The sequence below is a fragment of the Chryseobacterium geocarposphaerae genome (assembly GCF_002797535.1).
Lineage (GTDB): Bacteria > Bacteroidota > Bacteroidia > Flavobacteriales > Weeksellaceae > Chryseobacterium > Chryseobacterium geocarposphaerae.
This window is the reverse complement of sequence record NZ_PGFD01000001.1, coordinates 2,169,010-2,182,486: the sequence shown is the minus strand read 5'-3', so window position 1 is coordinate 2,182,486 and position 13,477 is coordinate 2,169,010. Positions and strand designations below refer to the sequence as shown.

At 35.4% G+C, this 13,477-nt stretch carries 16 protein-coding genes; 2 read left to right on the top strand and 14 right to left on the bottom strand.

Annotated elements, in window-relative coordinates; translation table 11 throughout:
* Positions 1-71: 71 nt before the first annotated feature.
* The 3 genes from CLV73_RS09750 to folK are packed head-to-tail and all read right to left on the bottom strand — an operon-like array spanning position 72 to position 3,107.
* Entirely contained in the window at positions 72-1,529 is a 1,458-nt protein-coding gene (locus tag CLV73_RS09750) for an OmpA family protein (RefSeq protein ID WP_100376633.1), read from the bottom strand.
* A gap of 37 nt (positions 1,530-1,566) precedes the next feature.
* Positions 1,567-2,673 (bottom strand): flagellar motor protein MotB, encoded by a 1,107-nt coding sequence (locus tag CLV73_RS09745; RefSeq protein ID WP_100376632.1) that lies wholly within the window; start codon positions 2,671-2,673, stop codon positions 1,567-1,569.
* Between the two features lie 17 nt (positions 2,674-2,690).
* Positions 2,691-3,107, bottom strand: coding sequence for a 2-amino-4-hydroxy-6-hydroxymethyldihydropteridine diphosphokinase (folK, locus tag CLV73_RS09740; protein ID WP_100376631.1), 417 nt, complete (start codon positions 3,105-3,107; stop codon positions 2,691-2,693).
* Between the two features lie 20 nt (positions 3,108-3,127).
* Here folK and sppA point away from each other — a divergent pair, with 20 nt between their 5' ends.
* Complete coding sequence (gene sppA / locus CLV73_RS09735) at positions 3,128-4,882, top strand: signal peptide peptidase SppA (RefSeq protein WP_100376630.1); 1,755 nt, start codon at positions 3,128-3,130, stop codon at positions 4,880-4,882.
* Positions 4,883-4,955: 73 nt separating this feature from the next.
* Here sppA and CLV73_RS09730 read toward each other — a convergent pair whose 3' ends face one another.
* From CLV73_RS09730 to lnt, 6 genes are all read right to left on the bottom strand, one after another.
* Entirely contained in the window at positions 4,956-5,219 is a 264-nt protein-coding gene (locus CLV73_RS09730; RefSeq protein WP_047441876.1) for a GlsB/YeaQ/YmgE family stress response membrane protein, read from the bottom strand.
* Between the two features lie 73 nt (positions 5,220-5,292).
* Positions 5,293-6,246 carry a signal recognition particle-docking protein FtsY gene (gene ftsY, locus CLV73_RS09725; RefSeq protein WP_100376629.1) on the bottom strand — a complete coding sequence of 318 codons (954 nt, stop codon included), beginning with the start codon at positions 6,244-6,246 and terminating at the stop codon, positions 5,293-5,295.
* Between the two features lie 105 nt (positions 6,247-6,351).
* Complete coding sequence (locus CLV73_RS09720; RefSeq protein ID WP_002976755.1) at positions 6,352-6,504, bottom strand: DUF4295 domain-containing protein; 153 nt, start codon at positions 6,502-6,504, stop codon at positions 6,352-6,354.
* Positions 6,505-6,524: 20 nt separating this feature from the next.
* On the bottom strand, positions 6,525-6,707 hold the full coding sequence (rpmG, locus tag CLV73_RS09715; RefSeq protein WP_039368104.1) for a 50S ribosomal protein L33: 183 nt from the start codon (positions 6,705-6,707) through the stop codon (positions 6,525-6,527).
* Positions 6,708-6,714: 7 nt separating this feature from the next.
* Positions 6,715-6,954 (bottom strand): 50S ribosomal protein L28, encoded by a 240-nt coding sequence (rpmB, locus tag CLV73_RS09710; RefSeq protein WP_007841810.1) that lies wholly within the window; start codon positions 6,952-6,954, stop codon positions 6,715-6,717.
* Positions 6,955-7,076: 122 nt separating this feature from the next.
* Positions 7,077-8,717: an apolipoprotein N-acyltransferase gene (lnt, locus tag CLV73_RS09705; protein ID WP_100376628.1), complete on the bottom strand. Its 1,641-nt coding sequence runs from the start codon at positions 8,715-8,717 to the stop codon at positions 7,077-7,079.
* A 55-nt stretch (positions 8,718-8,772) separates the two neighbouring features.
* Here lnt and CLV73_RS09700 point away from each other — a divergent pair, with 55 nt between their 5' ends.
* Positions 8,773-9,195 carry a VanZ family protein gene (locus CLV73_RS09700; RefSeq protein WP_100376627.1) on the top strand — a complete coding sequence of 141 codons (423 nt, stop codon included), beginning with the start codon at positions 8,773-8,775 and terminating at the stop codon, positions 9,193-9,195.
* Between the two features lie 44 nt (positions 9,196-9,239).
* Here the strand turns inward: CLV73_RS09700 and proC are convergent, their stop codons facing one another.
* From proC to CLV73_RS09675, 5 genes are read right to left on the bottom strand one after another with little or no spacing between them, the layout of a single operon-like run.
* Positions 9,240-10,043 carry a pyrroline-5-carboxylate reductase gene (gene proC, locus CLV73_RS09695; protein ID WP_100376626.1) on the bottom strand — a complete coding sequence of 268 codons (804 nt, stop codon included), beginning with the start codon at positions 10,041-10,043 and terminating at the stop codon, positions 9,240-9,242.
* Between the two features lie 10 nt (positions 10,044-10,053).
* Entirely contained in the window at positions 10,054-10,611 is a 558-nt protein-coding gene (locus CLV73_RS09690; protein ID WP_100376625.1) for a hypothetical protein, read from the bottom strand.
* 8 nt (positions 10,612-10,619) lie between these two features.
* A complete protein-coding gene (gene murB / locus CLV73_RS09685) occupies positions 10,620-11,639 on the bottom strand; it encodes a UDP-N-acetylmuramate dehydrogenase (RefSeq protein ID WP_100376624.1) in 1,020 nt (339 codons plus the stop codon).
* A 3-nt stretch (positions 11,640-11,642) separates the two neighbouring features.
* Positions 11,643-12,116 carry a hypothetical protein gene (locus CLV73_RS09680; RefSeq protein WP_100376623.1) on the bottom strand — a complete coding sequence of 158 codons (474 nt, stop codon included), beginning with the start codon at positions 12,114-12,116 and terminating at the stop codon, positions 11,643-11,645.
* Positions 12,117-12,125: 9 nt separating this feature from the next.
* On the bottom strand, positions 12,126-13,331 hold the full coding sequence (locus CLV73_RS09675; protein ID WP_100376622.1) for a pyridoxal phosphate-dependent aminotransferase: 1,206 nt from the start codon (positions 13,329-13,331) through the stop codon (positions 12,126-12,128).
* Between the last annotated feature and the right edge of the window lie 146 nt (positions 13,332-13,477).

The window sequence follows — 13,477 nt, the reverse complement described above, 5'->3', positions numbered from 1 at the left end:
TAAAAATAAGGAAAGTATTGAAACAAAAAAAGTCACGCATTGCGTGACTTTTTAATATAATAGAAAGTTTACTATTTAGCTTCGAAATATACCCTTCTGTTAGCTCTGTTTTTCCATTCTGGACATTTTGTAGCTGGGTCACATTCAGGATATTTCAGGTCTTTTTTACCTTTACCAATTGCATTTAATTTTCCAGACTCAACTCCGTTTTTAATTAAATAATTTTTTACATTATTTGCTCTTCTTTCGGATAATTTCTGGTTGTAAGCATCGGTACCTCTCGTATCCGTAGCTCCTACTACTGTATAAGTACCACTTGATGAGTTGATATAATTTACAGCGTTGTTAAGGATAGGAGTGTTAGATGGTAAGATTCTGTCTGAGTTCAGATCAAATTCAATTCCTTCTAATGTTCTTGTATCATCCGTTACAGGTCCGGTTGTTGCAGGCGCAACTGGGCAGCCACCATTTTCAACAGGTCCAGGAACAGTTACACATTTATCGTAAAGGTCAATTACTCCGTCTAAGTCTGTATCAAGGGCAACTCCGGCTCCGTCAACTCTTGCTCCTGCAGGAGTATCAAGCTGTCTGTCCCAATCATCACAAACACCGTCGTTATCTAAATCACCTTTTTTACAAACCTCAATATCTTGATTTTTATTAGCTAAAACATCTAGCTTATAATATACTTCCTGAAGAGGGTCATGCCACATTAAGTGAGATTCATGTTTCCCTAATTTTAAGCTTACCCCTAAAGTAGCATTAAAGAAGTTGTCTGAAACTTGCTCTTCACGCTGGTTGATAGCGCTGTATTTGTCACCTCCTCCATCAAACTCATCATCACCGGTCATAACGTACATTAGTCTACCTTCAATATCGATTCTTCTGTTAACTTTGAATTTAACACCGGCACCAGCTTGAGCAAACATTGAACCCAATTTGAAAGGTTTAACTTCTGTCATCAATCTTTGTCCGTTTTCATCTTTCTGATAAGCTCTATAAGCTAATGTTCCAAGACCTCCATAAGCATGCAAAGCCCATCTGTATGGAGACTTATTGTCAACTCTTCTTAGTATGTTTGAAATATTAACATCTCCCAATAAAGAGATTGCATCATATTGAGTTCTTGCTCCTACTTGCTGGTAAACAGATGCATTTGCTGGTGCATCTTTTTTAGTACTGAACCATCCTTGTCTGGTTTCTCCTCTGTCATATTGTAAGTTAATACCGAAAGCATGGGTAATCGCCTTATCAATACTAATATATGCAGAATATCCAAAAAGATTTTTACCGTTACCATTTTTTATTGATGTTAAATCTGCCGATTGAACTAATGGTACACCGACCCCTGCTGAAATGGCCCAATCATTAAATCTTTTAGATTGATTAGTGAAGGGAGAAACATTTGCTGAGCCTGATGAAAAAGTATTAGGATATTTTTCTTCAGCCGAAACTGCTGTTGAATCTTGTGCAAAGCTTATGGCAGGAACAGCCAGTGCTAATGCTACAATTGCTAAACTTATTTTCATAGTGTATTTTTATTATTTAGTTAATTAAATGATTTATTTATTTAGGACAACCAGCATTTTCAACCGGTCCAGGTACAGTTACGCATTTATCATAAAGATCAATCACACCGTCAAGGTCCATGTCAAGTGCAACACCAGCTCCGTCAACTCTTGCTCCTGCAGGAGTGTCAAGCTGTCTGTCCCAGTCGTCGCAAACGCCGTCATTGTCTTGGTCTCCTTTTTCACATACAACAAAATCTACATTGGTATTTTCTAAAGTATGGATTCTAGAGTATGTTTCTTGTAATGGATCGTGCCAAGCCAAATGTGTCAAATGTTTTCCCAGTTTGAAGGATACTCCTAAGTTAACTGTCCAGGCATTATCAGATCTTCTTTTGCTGATCATGTTATACTTGGAAACTTTGGATGTTGGATCGTAATCGGCAGGTCCTGCGTTTCCTCCTCCATCAAATTCATCATCCCCACTGATAATATACATTGTTCTTGCCTCTATATCAATAAGTTTGGAAACATTATATTTCAATCCAACACCAAACTGGTAATAAATTGAATTAATATCCATTTTTTGCTTAATGAATAAAGGAATTCTAGGTGGAGTGGTATTCCATCTGAATTCATTATTATCATGTAAAGAGGTATTATAGCTCATCAATCCAATACCGGCATAACCATGAAAAGCCCATCTGTAAGGAGAAAGGTTGTCTACTCTTCTCAAAAGATTTGAAAAGTTAACGTCTCCCATTAAGGCAATCTGATTAAATTTTGTATTAGCTTCCGCAATTCCTGCGGCAATTCCAGCAGCTCCGTCAAGCTGAGCTTTCTGTGTTGTTTCACCTCGCTGATAAATAAGGCTAACTCCTACAACATGAGTAATCTGTTTGTCGATACTCACGTAAGAATTATATCCCCAGTTGACCTTTTTATCATAAAAAGATCTCAAATCAGCGTGAACCATGAAAGCAGCACCTCCACCGACTGAGATAGACCAGTCGTTGAATTTTCTTGCTTTGTTGTTGAAAGGCTGTACATTGGCAGAACCAGAGGAGAACGTATTAGGGTATTCATCGTAGGAACTAACAGCAATACTGTCCTGTGCATATGTTGCAATAGGCAATGCAGCCAATAATAATAAACCTAATTTCATACAATATGTTTTATGTTTTAGATAAAGTCTTTTAAGATTATCTTGGAGAATTCCCTTTCAAAAAGATGTTTCTGATGAGGGATTTCTAGCTTTTCTGACACAAATTTCAGATTGTCAAACTTTACGATATCAATATCTATTACTCTATCCGTATATACTCCTAGAGTGCTAGAATCATGTGCTCTTCCCATCTCAATTTCAATCCTTTTGATATGTTTAAGTAACTGAATAGGTGAAAAATGTGTGCATATTACTAATGCAATATTACAAAAAATATTAGAACTAACAAATTCTACGGGTTCAGTAATTAAAAATTCGCTTAAATTTATGACATTTCCTACCTCCTTATTGAGTTTGTCAATAGCCCGTTCAATATTTTTTTTTGTATCACCAAGATTACTTCCGAGTAACAAAATGACAGTATGTTGCGACATATTGTTTAAATATAAATTTTATGAAGAGTTTCTTTAAAAATGTATTGGCAAATATAGTTGCATTTGTAATACTATGTGCCGTGTTTTTTTTCTTTTTTATAGTCGTTGTTTTCTTCAGTGCGATGAGTGGAGAAAAATCTGTTGTGGTAAAAAAGAATTCAGTTTTAACCATTAATTTAAAGACAGATATTATAGATAGTCCTACAGAAGAACAGACCAGTATATTTAACGTAAGTGATAAAAACAAAAGCATATTGCTGTATGATGTTTTAGAGGCCATTAAGAAAGCCAAAACAGATGATCATATTAAGGGAATCAGTATTGAAACTGATCACCTAAATGCAGGAATTACTCAATTGGATGATATTAGAGCTGCCTTAGAAGATTTTAAGAAGAGTGGAAAGTTTGTATATGCTTATGGAAATGGAGTTTCCCAATCTACCTATTATTTAGGATCTGTGGCAGATCAGTATTTCCTAAACCCTTCTGGAATGATTGATTTGAAGGGGCTTGCTACTGAAGTTACCTTCTTTAAGGAATTTGCTGATAAATACGGGATCGGAATAGAAGTAATCAGACACGGTAAATTTAAGTCTGCGGTAGAACCTTTTATAAGAAATGATATTTCTGATGAGAATAGGGAACAGCTAAGTACTTTGTTGAATGATATTTGGGGAAATACTGCTGCAAAAATATCGGCTTCCCGAAAGATAGATGTCAATCAGTTTAAAACTGCGGTAGATAGTCTTTACGGAATGATTCCCGAGCAGAGTCTAAAATATAAATTAGTAGATAAATTAGTTCAGAAATCAGAATATGATGATTTTATCAAATCTAAGATAGGCTCATCTAAAGATGACAAATTAAATAAAGTATCTATTACAAACTATATCAATTCATATTCTGATAAGGATAGCTCTGGAGATGGTGTTGCAATACTTTATGCTTCGGGTTCGATTAATAATGGAGATAAGTACGGGGATATTTATTCGGAAAAATATGTGAAATATATTCAGGAGCTTAAAAATGATGATAAAGTAAAGGCTGTTGTTTTCAGAATTAATTCTCCGGGAGGAAGTGCAAATGCTTCAGATGAAATTTTATATGAGCTTCAGCAGCTTAAAAAAGTAAAACCAGTTGTTGTGTCATTTGGAGATTATGCTGCTTCGGGAGGATATTATATCGCTATGTCTGCGGATAAAATTTATTCTGAACCGAATACCCTTACAGGTTCAATAGGTGTTTTTGGAGTAATGCCTTATTATAAAGAGATTGCCAATAAAAACGGAATACGTTCAGATATTGTGGCTACGAATGCCAATTCTGCTTATTACTCTGCTTTGAACGGATTAACGCCTTATGGAGTTGCACAGGTTACAAGAAGTGTTGAGGGAACTTATAAAAGATTCGTTCATTTTGTAACACAAAATAGAAAACAAACATTTGAGCAGATTGATAACGTAGGGGGAGGAAGAGTCTGGAGTGGAGTACGTGCCAAGCAAATTGGTTTGGTAGATGATTTGGGAACATTGAATGATGCTGTGAAATTTGCAGCGCAGAAGGCTGGCTTGAAATCTTACGGGGTAACATCGTATCCGAAGAAAAAAACAGCATTTGAACAAATTTTCGATGATATGAATGAGGATGATATTTCTGCAAGATTAATTAAAAATAAAATAGGGAAGGCCAATTATGAAATTCTTGAGCAGGTTACTAACCAAAAGCTGAAATCTGAGGTGAAAATGGAAATGCCTTATCAGATAAAAATTAACTAAATTATATATTGTAACAAAAACGGCGGATTTGAATTTTCAAATCCGCCGTTTTATTTTATGTTAATTATTTTTTTCAGCTACTTTTCTTTGTTGCCATTCCGTAGATCCAGAGGACAATCAGTGCTCCTCCGATAGCTAAAATCCAGCTTCTTGGATTCCAGAAAGAAGTGACATCACCCCAGTGTAAAATATACACTCCAATAGCTCCACCTACAAAAGCTCCTACAATTCCTAAAATGATTGTAATCAGCCATCCTCCTCCCTGAGTTCCCGGCATGATCATTTTTGCGATTGCTCCAGCAATAAGTCCGAATAAAATCCATGTTAAAATTCCCATAGTTGCAAATTTTTTAATTGTTAATATTTATGAAATTGATTTTTTGCTAATTTAAGGGAAAACATGATAAATATCATCTTTTCTTGAAGAACGAATCAACAAATTCCGTACCATTGAATAATTGAAGGTCTTGCATTTTTTCGCCCACTCCAATATATTTAACAGGAATTTGGAATTGATCGGAAATACCAATCACAACTCCGCCTTTTGCGGTTCCGTCAAGTTTTGTTACAGCTAAAGCATTTACTTCAGTGGCTGCGGTAAATTGCTTAGCCTGCTCAAAAGCGTTCTGCCCCGTAGATCCGTCAAGAACCAGTAAAATCTCGTGAGGAGCATCAGGAATAACCTTTTGCATTACTCTTTTGATTTTAGAAAGCTCATTCATTAAATTGATCTTATTGTGAAGTCTTCCGGCTGTATCAATGATTACAACATCTGCATTTTGTGCAACGGCACTTTGTACAGTATCAAAAGCTACAGAGGCAGGATCTGATCCCATTTCCTGTTTTACGATAGGAACGCCGACTCTCTGGCTCCAGATTACTAGCTGATCTACAGCGGCCGCTCTGAAGGTATCCGCAGCTCCTAGAACGACTTTTTTTCCTTCGGAAGTAAACTGATGAGCTAATTTTCCAATGGTTGTTGTTTTACCGACTCCGTTTACTCCTACAACCATAATAACATATGGTTTTTTAGAAGTGTCAATATTTCCTGTTCCCGCATGAGGGTTTTCAAGAAGAAGTCCTGAAATTTCTTCACGGAGGATTTTATCCAGTTCGTTTACACTAACGTATTTGTCCCGGGCAACACGTTCTTCAATTCTTTCTATGATTTTGATGGTTGTAGAGGCACCCACGTCGGATGCAATAAGTACTTCTTCAAGGTCATCCAGAACTTCATCATCTACTTTGCTTTTGCCGACTACGGCTTTCGTCATTTTTTCAAAGAATCCCTGGCTGGATTTTTCCAATCCTTTATCTAAAGTTTCTTTTTCTTCTTTTTTAAAAATATTTTTAAACCAACTCATAGAATTTTATAATATAAGATGTTGTGTTATCTGTCTTTAGAACAAAGATAACAAAAAAACTACCCAAAAGCTGAGTAGTTTTTTATATTGTAAATAAAGTGTAGATTATTTTTTCAAATAACCGTCTACCTCGTCTGCATTCATTACTTTTTCTTCGAAAACGTAAGCACCTGACTTAGATGACTTAACCATTTTCACAACTTTAGTCATTTTTTTTGACTGACCACTCTGTAGGGTTGCTACTACTTTCTTTGCCATGGTAAATTATATTTTCTAAATTACTTGATTTCTTTGTGAACGGTAACTTTCTTAAGAACCGGATTGTACTTCTTAAGCTCCAATCTTTCTGTAGTGTTCTTTTTGTTTTTAGTAGTGATGTATCTAGACATTCCTGCTACTCCGCTTTCTTTATGCTCTGTACATTCAAGAATTACTTGAACTCTGTTTCCTTTTTTTGCCATGATTCAATTACTTTTTAATCAATCCGTTTCTTACAGCTCTTTCTAGAGCTTCCTCGATTCCAATCTTGTTAATCACTCTCAATCCATGAGCTGATACTTTCAGTGTTACGTGCTTATCTTGCTCCGGAAGGTAAAACTTCTTCTCCAATAAGTTAATTTCAAAACGACGCTTCGTTTTGTTATTAGCGTGAGAAACGTTGTTACCAACCATTGCACGCTTTCCTGTTATTTGGCAAATTCTTGACATATCTCGATGTTCTTATTTGTATAATATTTGAGGTTGCAAAATAACGAAGAATTTTTTAGATAGACAAATGTTTTAAAATTTATTTTTCAATTAGTTATAATATTTTTTCAGAAATACGGCCATTAAGCCTGTTGTTTAGTGAACTTTTTCTGAAACCTTTTTATCAGGAAATAAAATAATAAAAATCCTAAGGCGAAGATAGAGAACCTAGTTAGTAGATCTCCGGCCTTTACATAAAACGTTTGGTTCTCATATAAGTTTATCTTGGCAAACAAAGCTGTTTTGTCTCCATAAAAAGTATCTTCCACAATTTCTCCTTGAGCATTGATATGGGCCGAAATTCCGCTATTTGCTGCGCGTGCAATTTCTCTTCGCGTTTCTATGGCTCTTAATTTTGCATAGGACAGAAGCTGTTTGTGTCCTTCTGAAACTCCCCACCAGGAATCATTGGTCATAATGCCCAGGAAGTTGGCTCCTTTTTTTACATAATCTGTTACGAATTCTCCATAGATACTTTCGTAGCAAATGATAGGAGCGATTTTCCCTTTGTTATAAGGATTTGAAAAGGCAACTCTTTCTTTATCTGAGCCTAAAGAAGCAACGGTTCCTCCCAGGTTAATCATCGCATCTCCAAGAAGGGGTTTTAAATAATTCATATAAGGGAAAATTTCTACTCCTGGAACCAATTTGCCTTTATGATACACCTGTACTTTTTGATTGGGAATAACCTGTATTGCTGAGTTAAAACTTTCTACCCAAAGTCCTTGATTGATTTGATAAGCTTCAGTGGGCAGGTCTTTTGAACCAGTGTAAAATTTATGTGATGAAATTCCCGTTGAAAAAACAGAGCCCGGATGTTTGGCTAAGAATCCTTTAAGATTATGTAAAATGATACTTTTTTCAAAGGCTGTTTCGGAAATAGAACCTCTTCCCGGAAGCGCTGTCTCTGGCGCAATATAATAATCAATTCTTCCTTTTGTATTTTTTTCTGCAAGGTCTAAAAGATCCTGTTCGATTGTTAAGCTGTCTTTGGAATATTTTTCAGCATAAGGATCAAGGTCTGGCTGAAGCATTAGAACATTAACGGTTCCGATTGGCTTTTCATTAAAGTTATTGTATTTTACTACCGAAATAATCATGGGAATAATTATTAAAGCAGCAACAATAGAGGAGTTTTTAATCAAATCTTTTCTCTTTCTCCCGGCTTCCCAGGTTCTTATGGTATAGAAAAGTAATACATTTACCAGTAAAATCCAGAAACTTCCGCCTGTAGCACCTAATGTATCATACCATTGTATTAATTTTGGATATTCTGAAAATGAATTTCCAAGATTCAGCCAGGGCCAGGTTAATTCCCAGTTCAGGTGGAACTTTTCAAAGCTCATCCAGATGGCTACAAAAAATGCCAATCCCCAATACGTTCCCTGTGCGTTTTTGTACCAGTGATAACATTGAAATACTAACGAATATAGTAAGGAATTAACTAAAACCGGAAATAAAACCGCCATTAAAGAATGGCTTCCGTCAGGATTTTTTGATCCGTACAACCAGCCTGTCGTTACAATATTCCAAATAATAAAGCATAAGTAGGAGAGTCCGAAAACAACCCAGCTTTTTCTTTTGTAATCTGAAAATTTCGAAACACCGTGTTCCATCATTAAAAGAGGAACTAGCGCAAAAAATATAAAAAACGGAACTCCGTAAGTGGGCCACGAAATGGACAAAAGCATCGCGGAAATGAGCGTAAGTAAAACGTATTTCATTAAATTAATTTAACACACAAATTTAATGTTTTTGAAATGAATAAATTTGTAATCGATGTTAAAGAAATTTTATAAAATTATTATTGTTCCTTATGTTTTATTTTTACTCTATCTGATGTTTTTCGGGATGGGAAGAACCCAGATGGAAGATAATTTACTGACCATCGAACCTATATTTTCTACAATAAATTTTATTAAAGGCTGTATCTCCTGGAAAGATATTATAATCATCGTTGTAGGAAATGTCGTGATGTTTATTCCTTTCGGATTTCTGGGCTGGGTTTTTCCTAAGCTTAAAGAACTAAGAAGCCTGCTTTTCACATTTATTTCGGCCATTACAATTGTTGAGGCGACTCAGTATTTTACAAGAATGGGGATTTTTGAAGTGGATGATATCATTTTGAATACGTTTGGAGTGTTTTTAGGCTTCCTGGTGAGGAGGTTTGCGGAAAAGAAATGTAAGGATTGGGTTGCGTGAATAGAATAGATAAGGGTTCCGATAAATTGAGCATATTTTTAAAACTATCCGTTCAGTTCCTTGGCACGCTGTTCTGCGTTCAGAATTCCTTTTTTCAGAATTTCCTTACAACTGTTTTCGTCGAAAGTTTTTAAAGCCGCTTCGGTTGTGCCACCTTTTGAGGCAACATCCTTAATCAGTTCTTCGAGGCTTTTTTCGGAATTATTCATCAGGTGATAGGCTCCCAGCATAGTTTGTTTTACAAAAAGTTTGGAAAGATTTTCCTCAATTCCCATTTCAACTCCGGCCTTTATCATGGCATCAACGATGTAATAAAAATAGGCAGGTCCGCTTCCTGAAAGTGCTGTAACACCATCCAGTAATTCTTCGTTTTCCAGATAAACTGATCTTCCGGTAGAGTTTAATAATCTTTCGATATTAATTAATTGGCTGAAAGAAATTCCTTCTGCTGCTGTATATCCTGTGATTCCCATTCCTAAAAGCGTAGGAGAATTTGGCATGGCTCTGACTACTAATGGATGGTGTAATAATGTTTGAATTTTTTCAATTTTGATTCCTGCCATGATCGATAAAACCATCTGGTTTTCTTTCAACTGAAACTTGAAATTTTCAGCTACATGTTGGAAATCCTGAGGTTTTACGGCGATGATGATTAAATCCGCATCCAAATCTGTAACTTCGTCAAAAGTTGAGATTTTCGATTTTGGAAATTCTTCCGATATTTTTGAGAATTTGGAGTCGTTTCTTATAATTAAATGCAGATTTTCAGGCTTTATGAGTTCATACTTTAAAAATGATTTTGAAAAAGATAAACCCATATTTCCTGCCCCGAGAATGGCGATTTTCATATTATGTTTTTTATTCCATTAAATATTTTCTAAAAACTAAAGAATAATTGTCATTAAAATTAATCAATTCAATGTTTTTGAAGTTAATTTTTCTTGGCTTTTTATCAAATTTCCCAACCGGATTATAATTCCTGATGACAACTGATTTTTTGTTTACTTCCAGAATCTCTCCAATTGAAAATATTTCCTGGTCTTTTTTTCTGCTTTCAACAATGCAGTGGAGATCCTGTTTTTTAATAGATTTAAAAAGAGACTCAAAATCTTTTAAGGAAGTATTGTTAATTATCTTTACATTTAATTTTATAAGCCCCTCTTCAGAATAAATCCTTTTCGAGACGTTGTCAGAAGTACTGTGTCGAATTCCTTTTACCCTGTGATAAGGGATGATTTTTGTTCCGGCTAGAGAAAAGTCATTTGTTTCTTCAACCATCAAAAAACTGTCTGATGCTTTCACTATAAAACCTAATACTGACAAGTCATCCTGAAGATTAACTTTTACAAAATTAGTTCTGTCAATATGCTTCTTGATAAGTTTTTTAAATTCTTTTTCGGTTAAATTTTTTGCCATTTTAAATATCAAATAATATTCACTTCCCTTTCCAGTTCAATTCCGTATTTTTCTTTCACAGAATTGATAATTTCAGTAGAAAACTCAAACACTTCTTTTCCTGTCGCATTTCCTGTTGCATTGATGATCACTAATGCCTGAAGCTTATGAGAAGCAACATTGCCGATCTGTTTTCCTTTCCAGCCGGATTGTTCAATCAGCCAGCCAGCCGGGACTTTAACGAAGTTTCCGTTGGGGTAGCCTTGAATATTTTCAAATTTCTCTTTTAATTTTTCAAATTGAGCTAAAGGAATCGTAGGGTTTTTGAAAAAACTTCCTGCATTTCCGGTTTCTTTTGGATCCGGAAGTTTACTTTGCCGGATATTAATTACAGCTTTTGAAACATCCTGAATTGTCGGACTTTCAATGCCTAAATTTTCCAGCTCGGATTTGATAGCTCCGTATTCTGTTTTAATGATATGATTTTTGGTGGTAAGCTTAAAGGTGACTTCCAGAATCACATATTTTCCTTTTCCTTCTTGTTTAAAAATCGAATCTCTGTATCCGAATCTACATTCTTCAAGATCGAATGTTTTAAGCTCCAGACTCTCCAGATCCAAAACCTTACAGCTCACAAAGATGTCTTTTATTTCAGTTCCGTAAGCTCCGATATTTTGCATGGGAGAAGTTCCTACATTTCCGGGAATAAGAGAAAGGTTTTCCAGTCCACCATAGTTTTTATCCAGGCAGTGCATAACGAAATTATGCCAGTTTTCGCCTGCTTTAGCAGTTATCCATACCTCGTTTTCATTAATAACCTGTTCTGAAATGCCTGTCAGATTCAGCTTAATAGCAAGTCCGTCAAAGTCCTTGGTGAATAAAATATTACTTCCGCCCCCAAGAAACAGGACGGGGGTTTTGGGTATTTGAGAATTTGAAAAGCTGATGGCTTCCTTTAGTTCTTCTACGGTGGTGACTTCAACAAAATATTTTGCTTTAGCTTCTACTCCGAAAGTATTGTAAGCTTTTAATGAAAAATTTTCTTGCATGAGTTATGGATGTTCTGATAGAATTTTTTCTAATTGTGATTTGAATCTTTCAAATTGCTTATAATGAAGAGTATCATGATAAGAATTTACATATACATGGGATTTTTGTGAAGTTTTGATCTGGAAAACTTCATCGGTTCCTCCTTTGGCCTGGATGCTTTCTGAGCTTTTTATATGATTTAAACTTTTAAGATCAAAAGAAGAAGTTAGTTGTTTCCAAATTTTTGGAGATGTTTTGGAGGCCCATTGCTTATGAGTTTGTCGGGCGGTATTTCCCGATTCTGATGTAATGGAGTCCTGGGTGATTTTGATGATCCGGTAATTTCCCAGATTTCCGCTTACATTTGAGAAGCTGATAAATGTAATTTTATTACTTTCAGAAATGTTTTTTTTAGCTTCCTCATTACAGGATAAAAAAATCAGCAATAAAACCGTTGAAAAGAATATTTTCAAACCTAAGAATTTTATTGCTGACATTTTTATGTATTAAAGGTTGAACTCTAATTTGTACTGCTGTAAAGCATCTTTTAGAATTTCTGCGCTTCTTCTTAAGTCTTGTTCTTTAAGCACATAAGCTATTCTTACCTGTTTTTTACCCAGTTCAGGATCACTGTAGAACCCTCCTGCAGGCGCAACCATAATGGTTTCGTTGTTATTGGAATATTTCTCTAATAACCATTGTGCAAACTTTTCACTGTCGTCAACAGGAAGTTCAGCCACACAATAAAAAGCTCCTTTTGGTTTTGGACAAATTACTCCCGGAATAGCATTCAGTAAATCTACCAATACATTTCTTCTGTGAGTATATTCTTCTCTTACAGCTCTGATGTAAGCTCCGTCATTTTGATGCGCGGCAGTGGCTGCAATTTGACCTAAAAGAACAGGGCTCAGTCTTGCCTGTGCAAAAAGCATGGCTGCATCGTGAATTTTTTTAGAACGCGTAATCATGCACCCGATTCTTACTCCGCACATAGAATAACGTTTGGATTCCGAATCAATAATAATACAGTTTTCGCTTAGTTCAGGGAAAGCAAGCATTGAGATTTGCTGTTTCCCGTCATATACATATTCTCTGTATACTTCATCAGAGATTACTACAATGTCATATTTTAAGGCAATTTCTGCTAATTTCTGCAATTCTTCACGGGTGTAAAGATATCCTGTCGGATTTCCAGGATTACAGATAACGATTGCTCTTGTTTTTTCTGTGATCTTCTTTTCGAATTCTTCAATTGGAGGAAGGGCAAAACCTGTATCAATGGTTGACGGAACTGCCACTACATGAACATTAAAAGTGCTTGTAAATCCGTTGTAATTTGCATAATAGGGTTCAGGAATGATCACCTCGTCTCCGTCATCGCATAATGTTGAAATGGCGAAATTTAAAGCTTCTGAACCTCCGTTGGTTACAATAAAGTTATCAGGCGTAAGATCTGTGAAGTCTAAAGAATGGTAATATTCAGTAAGAGCTTTTCTATAGTCTAAATTTCCTTCGGAAAGAGCATATTCCAATACTTTTAAATCAATGTTTTTTAAAGCATTTAATGCTGTTTCAGGAGTTTCAATATCAGGCTGTCCGATATTAAGGTGGTATACTTTAGTTCCTTTCTGTTTTGCTTTCAATGCAAAAGGTACCAGTTTTCTCACCGGTGAAGGCGGCATCTGTTGTGCTCTGTTTGAAATATTAGGCATTATTTTTTATCTAAAAATTGATTGCACAAAAATAGCAAAATATTTTATCTAAGAATTGAATGCGTGAGACTAAATCCAATATATTATGCTTTAAATAATAATTGTGATATATTTTGTGTTTTGATTTATTTGGTATATAATTTTTG

Coding starts and splice junctions, on each gene's coding strand:
- CLV73_RS09750 (WP_100376633.1), bottom strand. CDS start 1,529: ATGAAAATAAGTTTAGCAATTGTAGCATTAGCACTGGCTGTTCCTGCC.
- CLV73_RS09745 (WP_100376632.1), bottom strand. CDS start 2,673: ATGAAATTAGGTTTATTATTATTGGCTGCATTGCCTATTGCAACATAT.
- folK (WP_100376631.1), bottom strand. CDS start 3,107: ATGTCGCAACATACTGTCATTTTGTTACTCGGAAGTAATCTTGGTGAT.
- sppA (WP_100376630.1), top strand. CDS start 3,128: ATGAAGAGTTTCTTTAAAAATGTATTGGCAAATATAGTTGCATTTGTA.
- CLV73_RS09730 (WP_047441876.1), bottom strand. CDS start 5,219: ATGGGAATTTTAACATGGATTTTATTCGGACTTATTGCTGGAGCAATC.
- ftsY (WP_100376629.1), bottom strand. CDS start 6,246: ATGAGTTGGTTTAAAAATATTTTTAAAAAAGAAGAAAAAGAAACTTTA.
- CLV73_RS09720 (WP_002976755.1), bottom strand. CDS start 6,504: ATGGCAAAGAAAGTAGTAGCAACCCTACAGAGTGGTCAGTCAAAAAAA.
- rpmG (WP_039368104.1), bottom strand. CDS start 6,707: ATGGCAAAAAAAGGAAACAGAGTTCAAGTAATTCTTGAATGTACAGAG.
- rpmB (WP_007841810.1), bottom strand. CDS start 6,954: ATGTCAAGAATTTGCCAAATAACAGGAAAGCGTGCAATGGTTGGTAAC.
- lnt (WP_100376628.1), bottom strand. CDS start 8,717: ATGAAATACGTTTTACTTACGCTCATTTCCGCGATGCTTTTGTCCATT.
- CLV73_RS09700 (WP_100376627.1), top strand. CDS start 8,773: ATGTTAAAGAAATTTTATAAAATTATTATTGTTCCTTATGTTTTATTT.
- proC (WP_100376626.1), bottom strand. CDS start 10,043: ATGAAAATCGCCATTCTCGGGGCAGGAAATATGGGTTTATCTTTTTCA.
- CLV73_RS09690 (WP_100376625.1), bottom strand. CDS start 10,611: ATGGCAAAAAATTTAACCGAAAAAGAATTTAAAAAACTTATCAAGAAG.
- murB (WP_100376624.1), bottom strand. CDS start 11,639: ATGCAAGAAAATTTTTCATTAAAAGCTTACAATACTTTCGGAGTAGAA.
- CLV73_RS09680 (WP_100376623.1), bottom strand. CDS start 12,116: ATGTCAGCAATAAAATTCTTAGGTTTGAAAATATTCTTTTCAACGGTT.
- CLV73_RS09675 (WP_100376622.1), bottom strand. CDS start 13,331: ATGCCTAATATTTCAAACAGAGCACAACAGATGCCGCCTTCACCGGTG.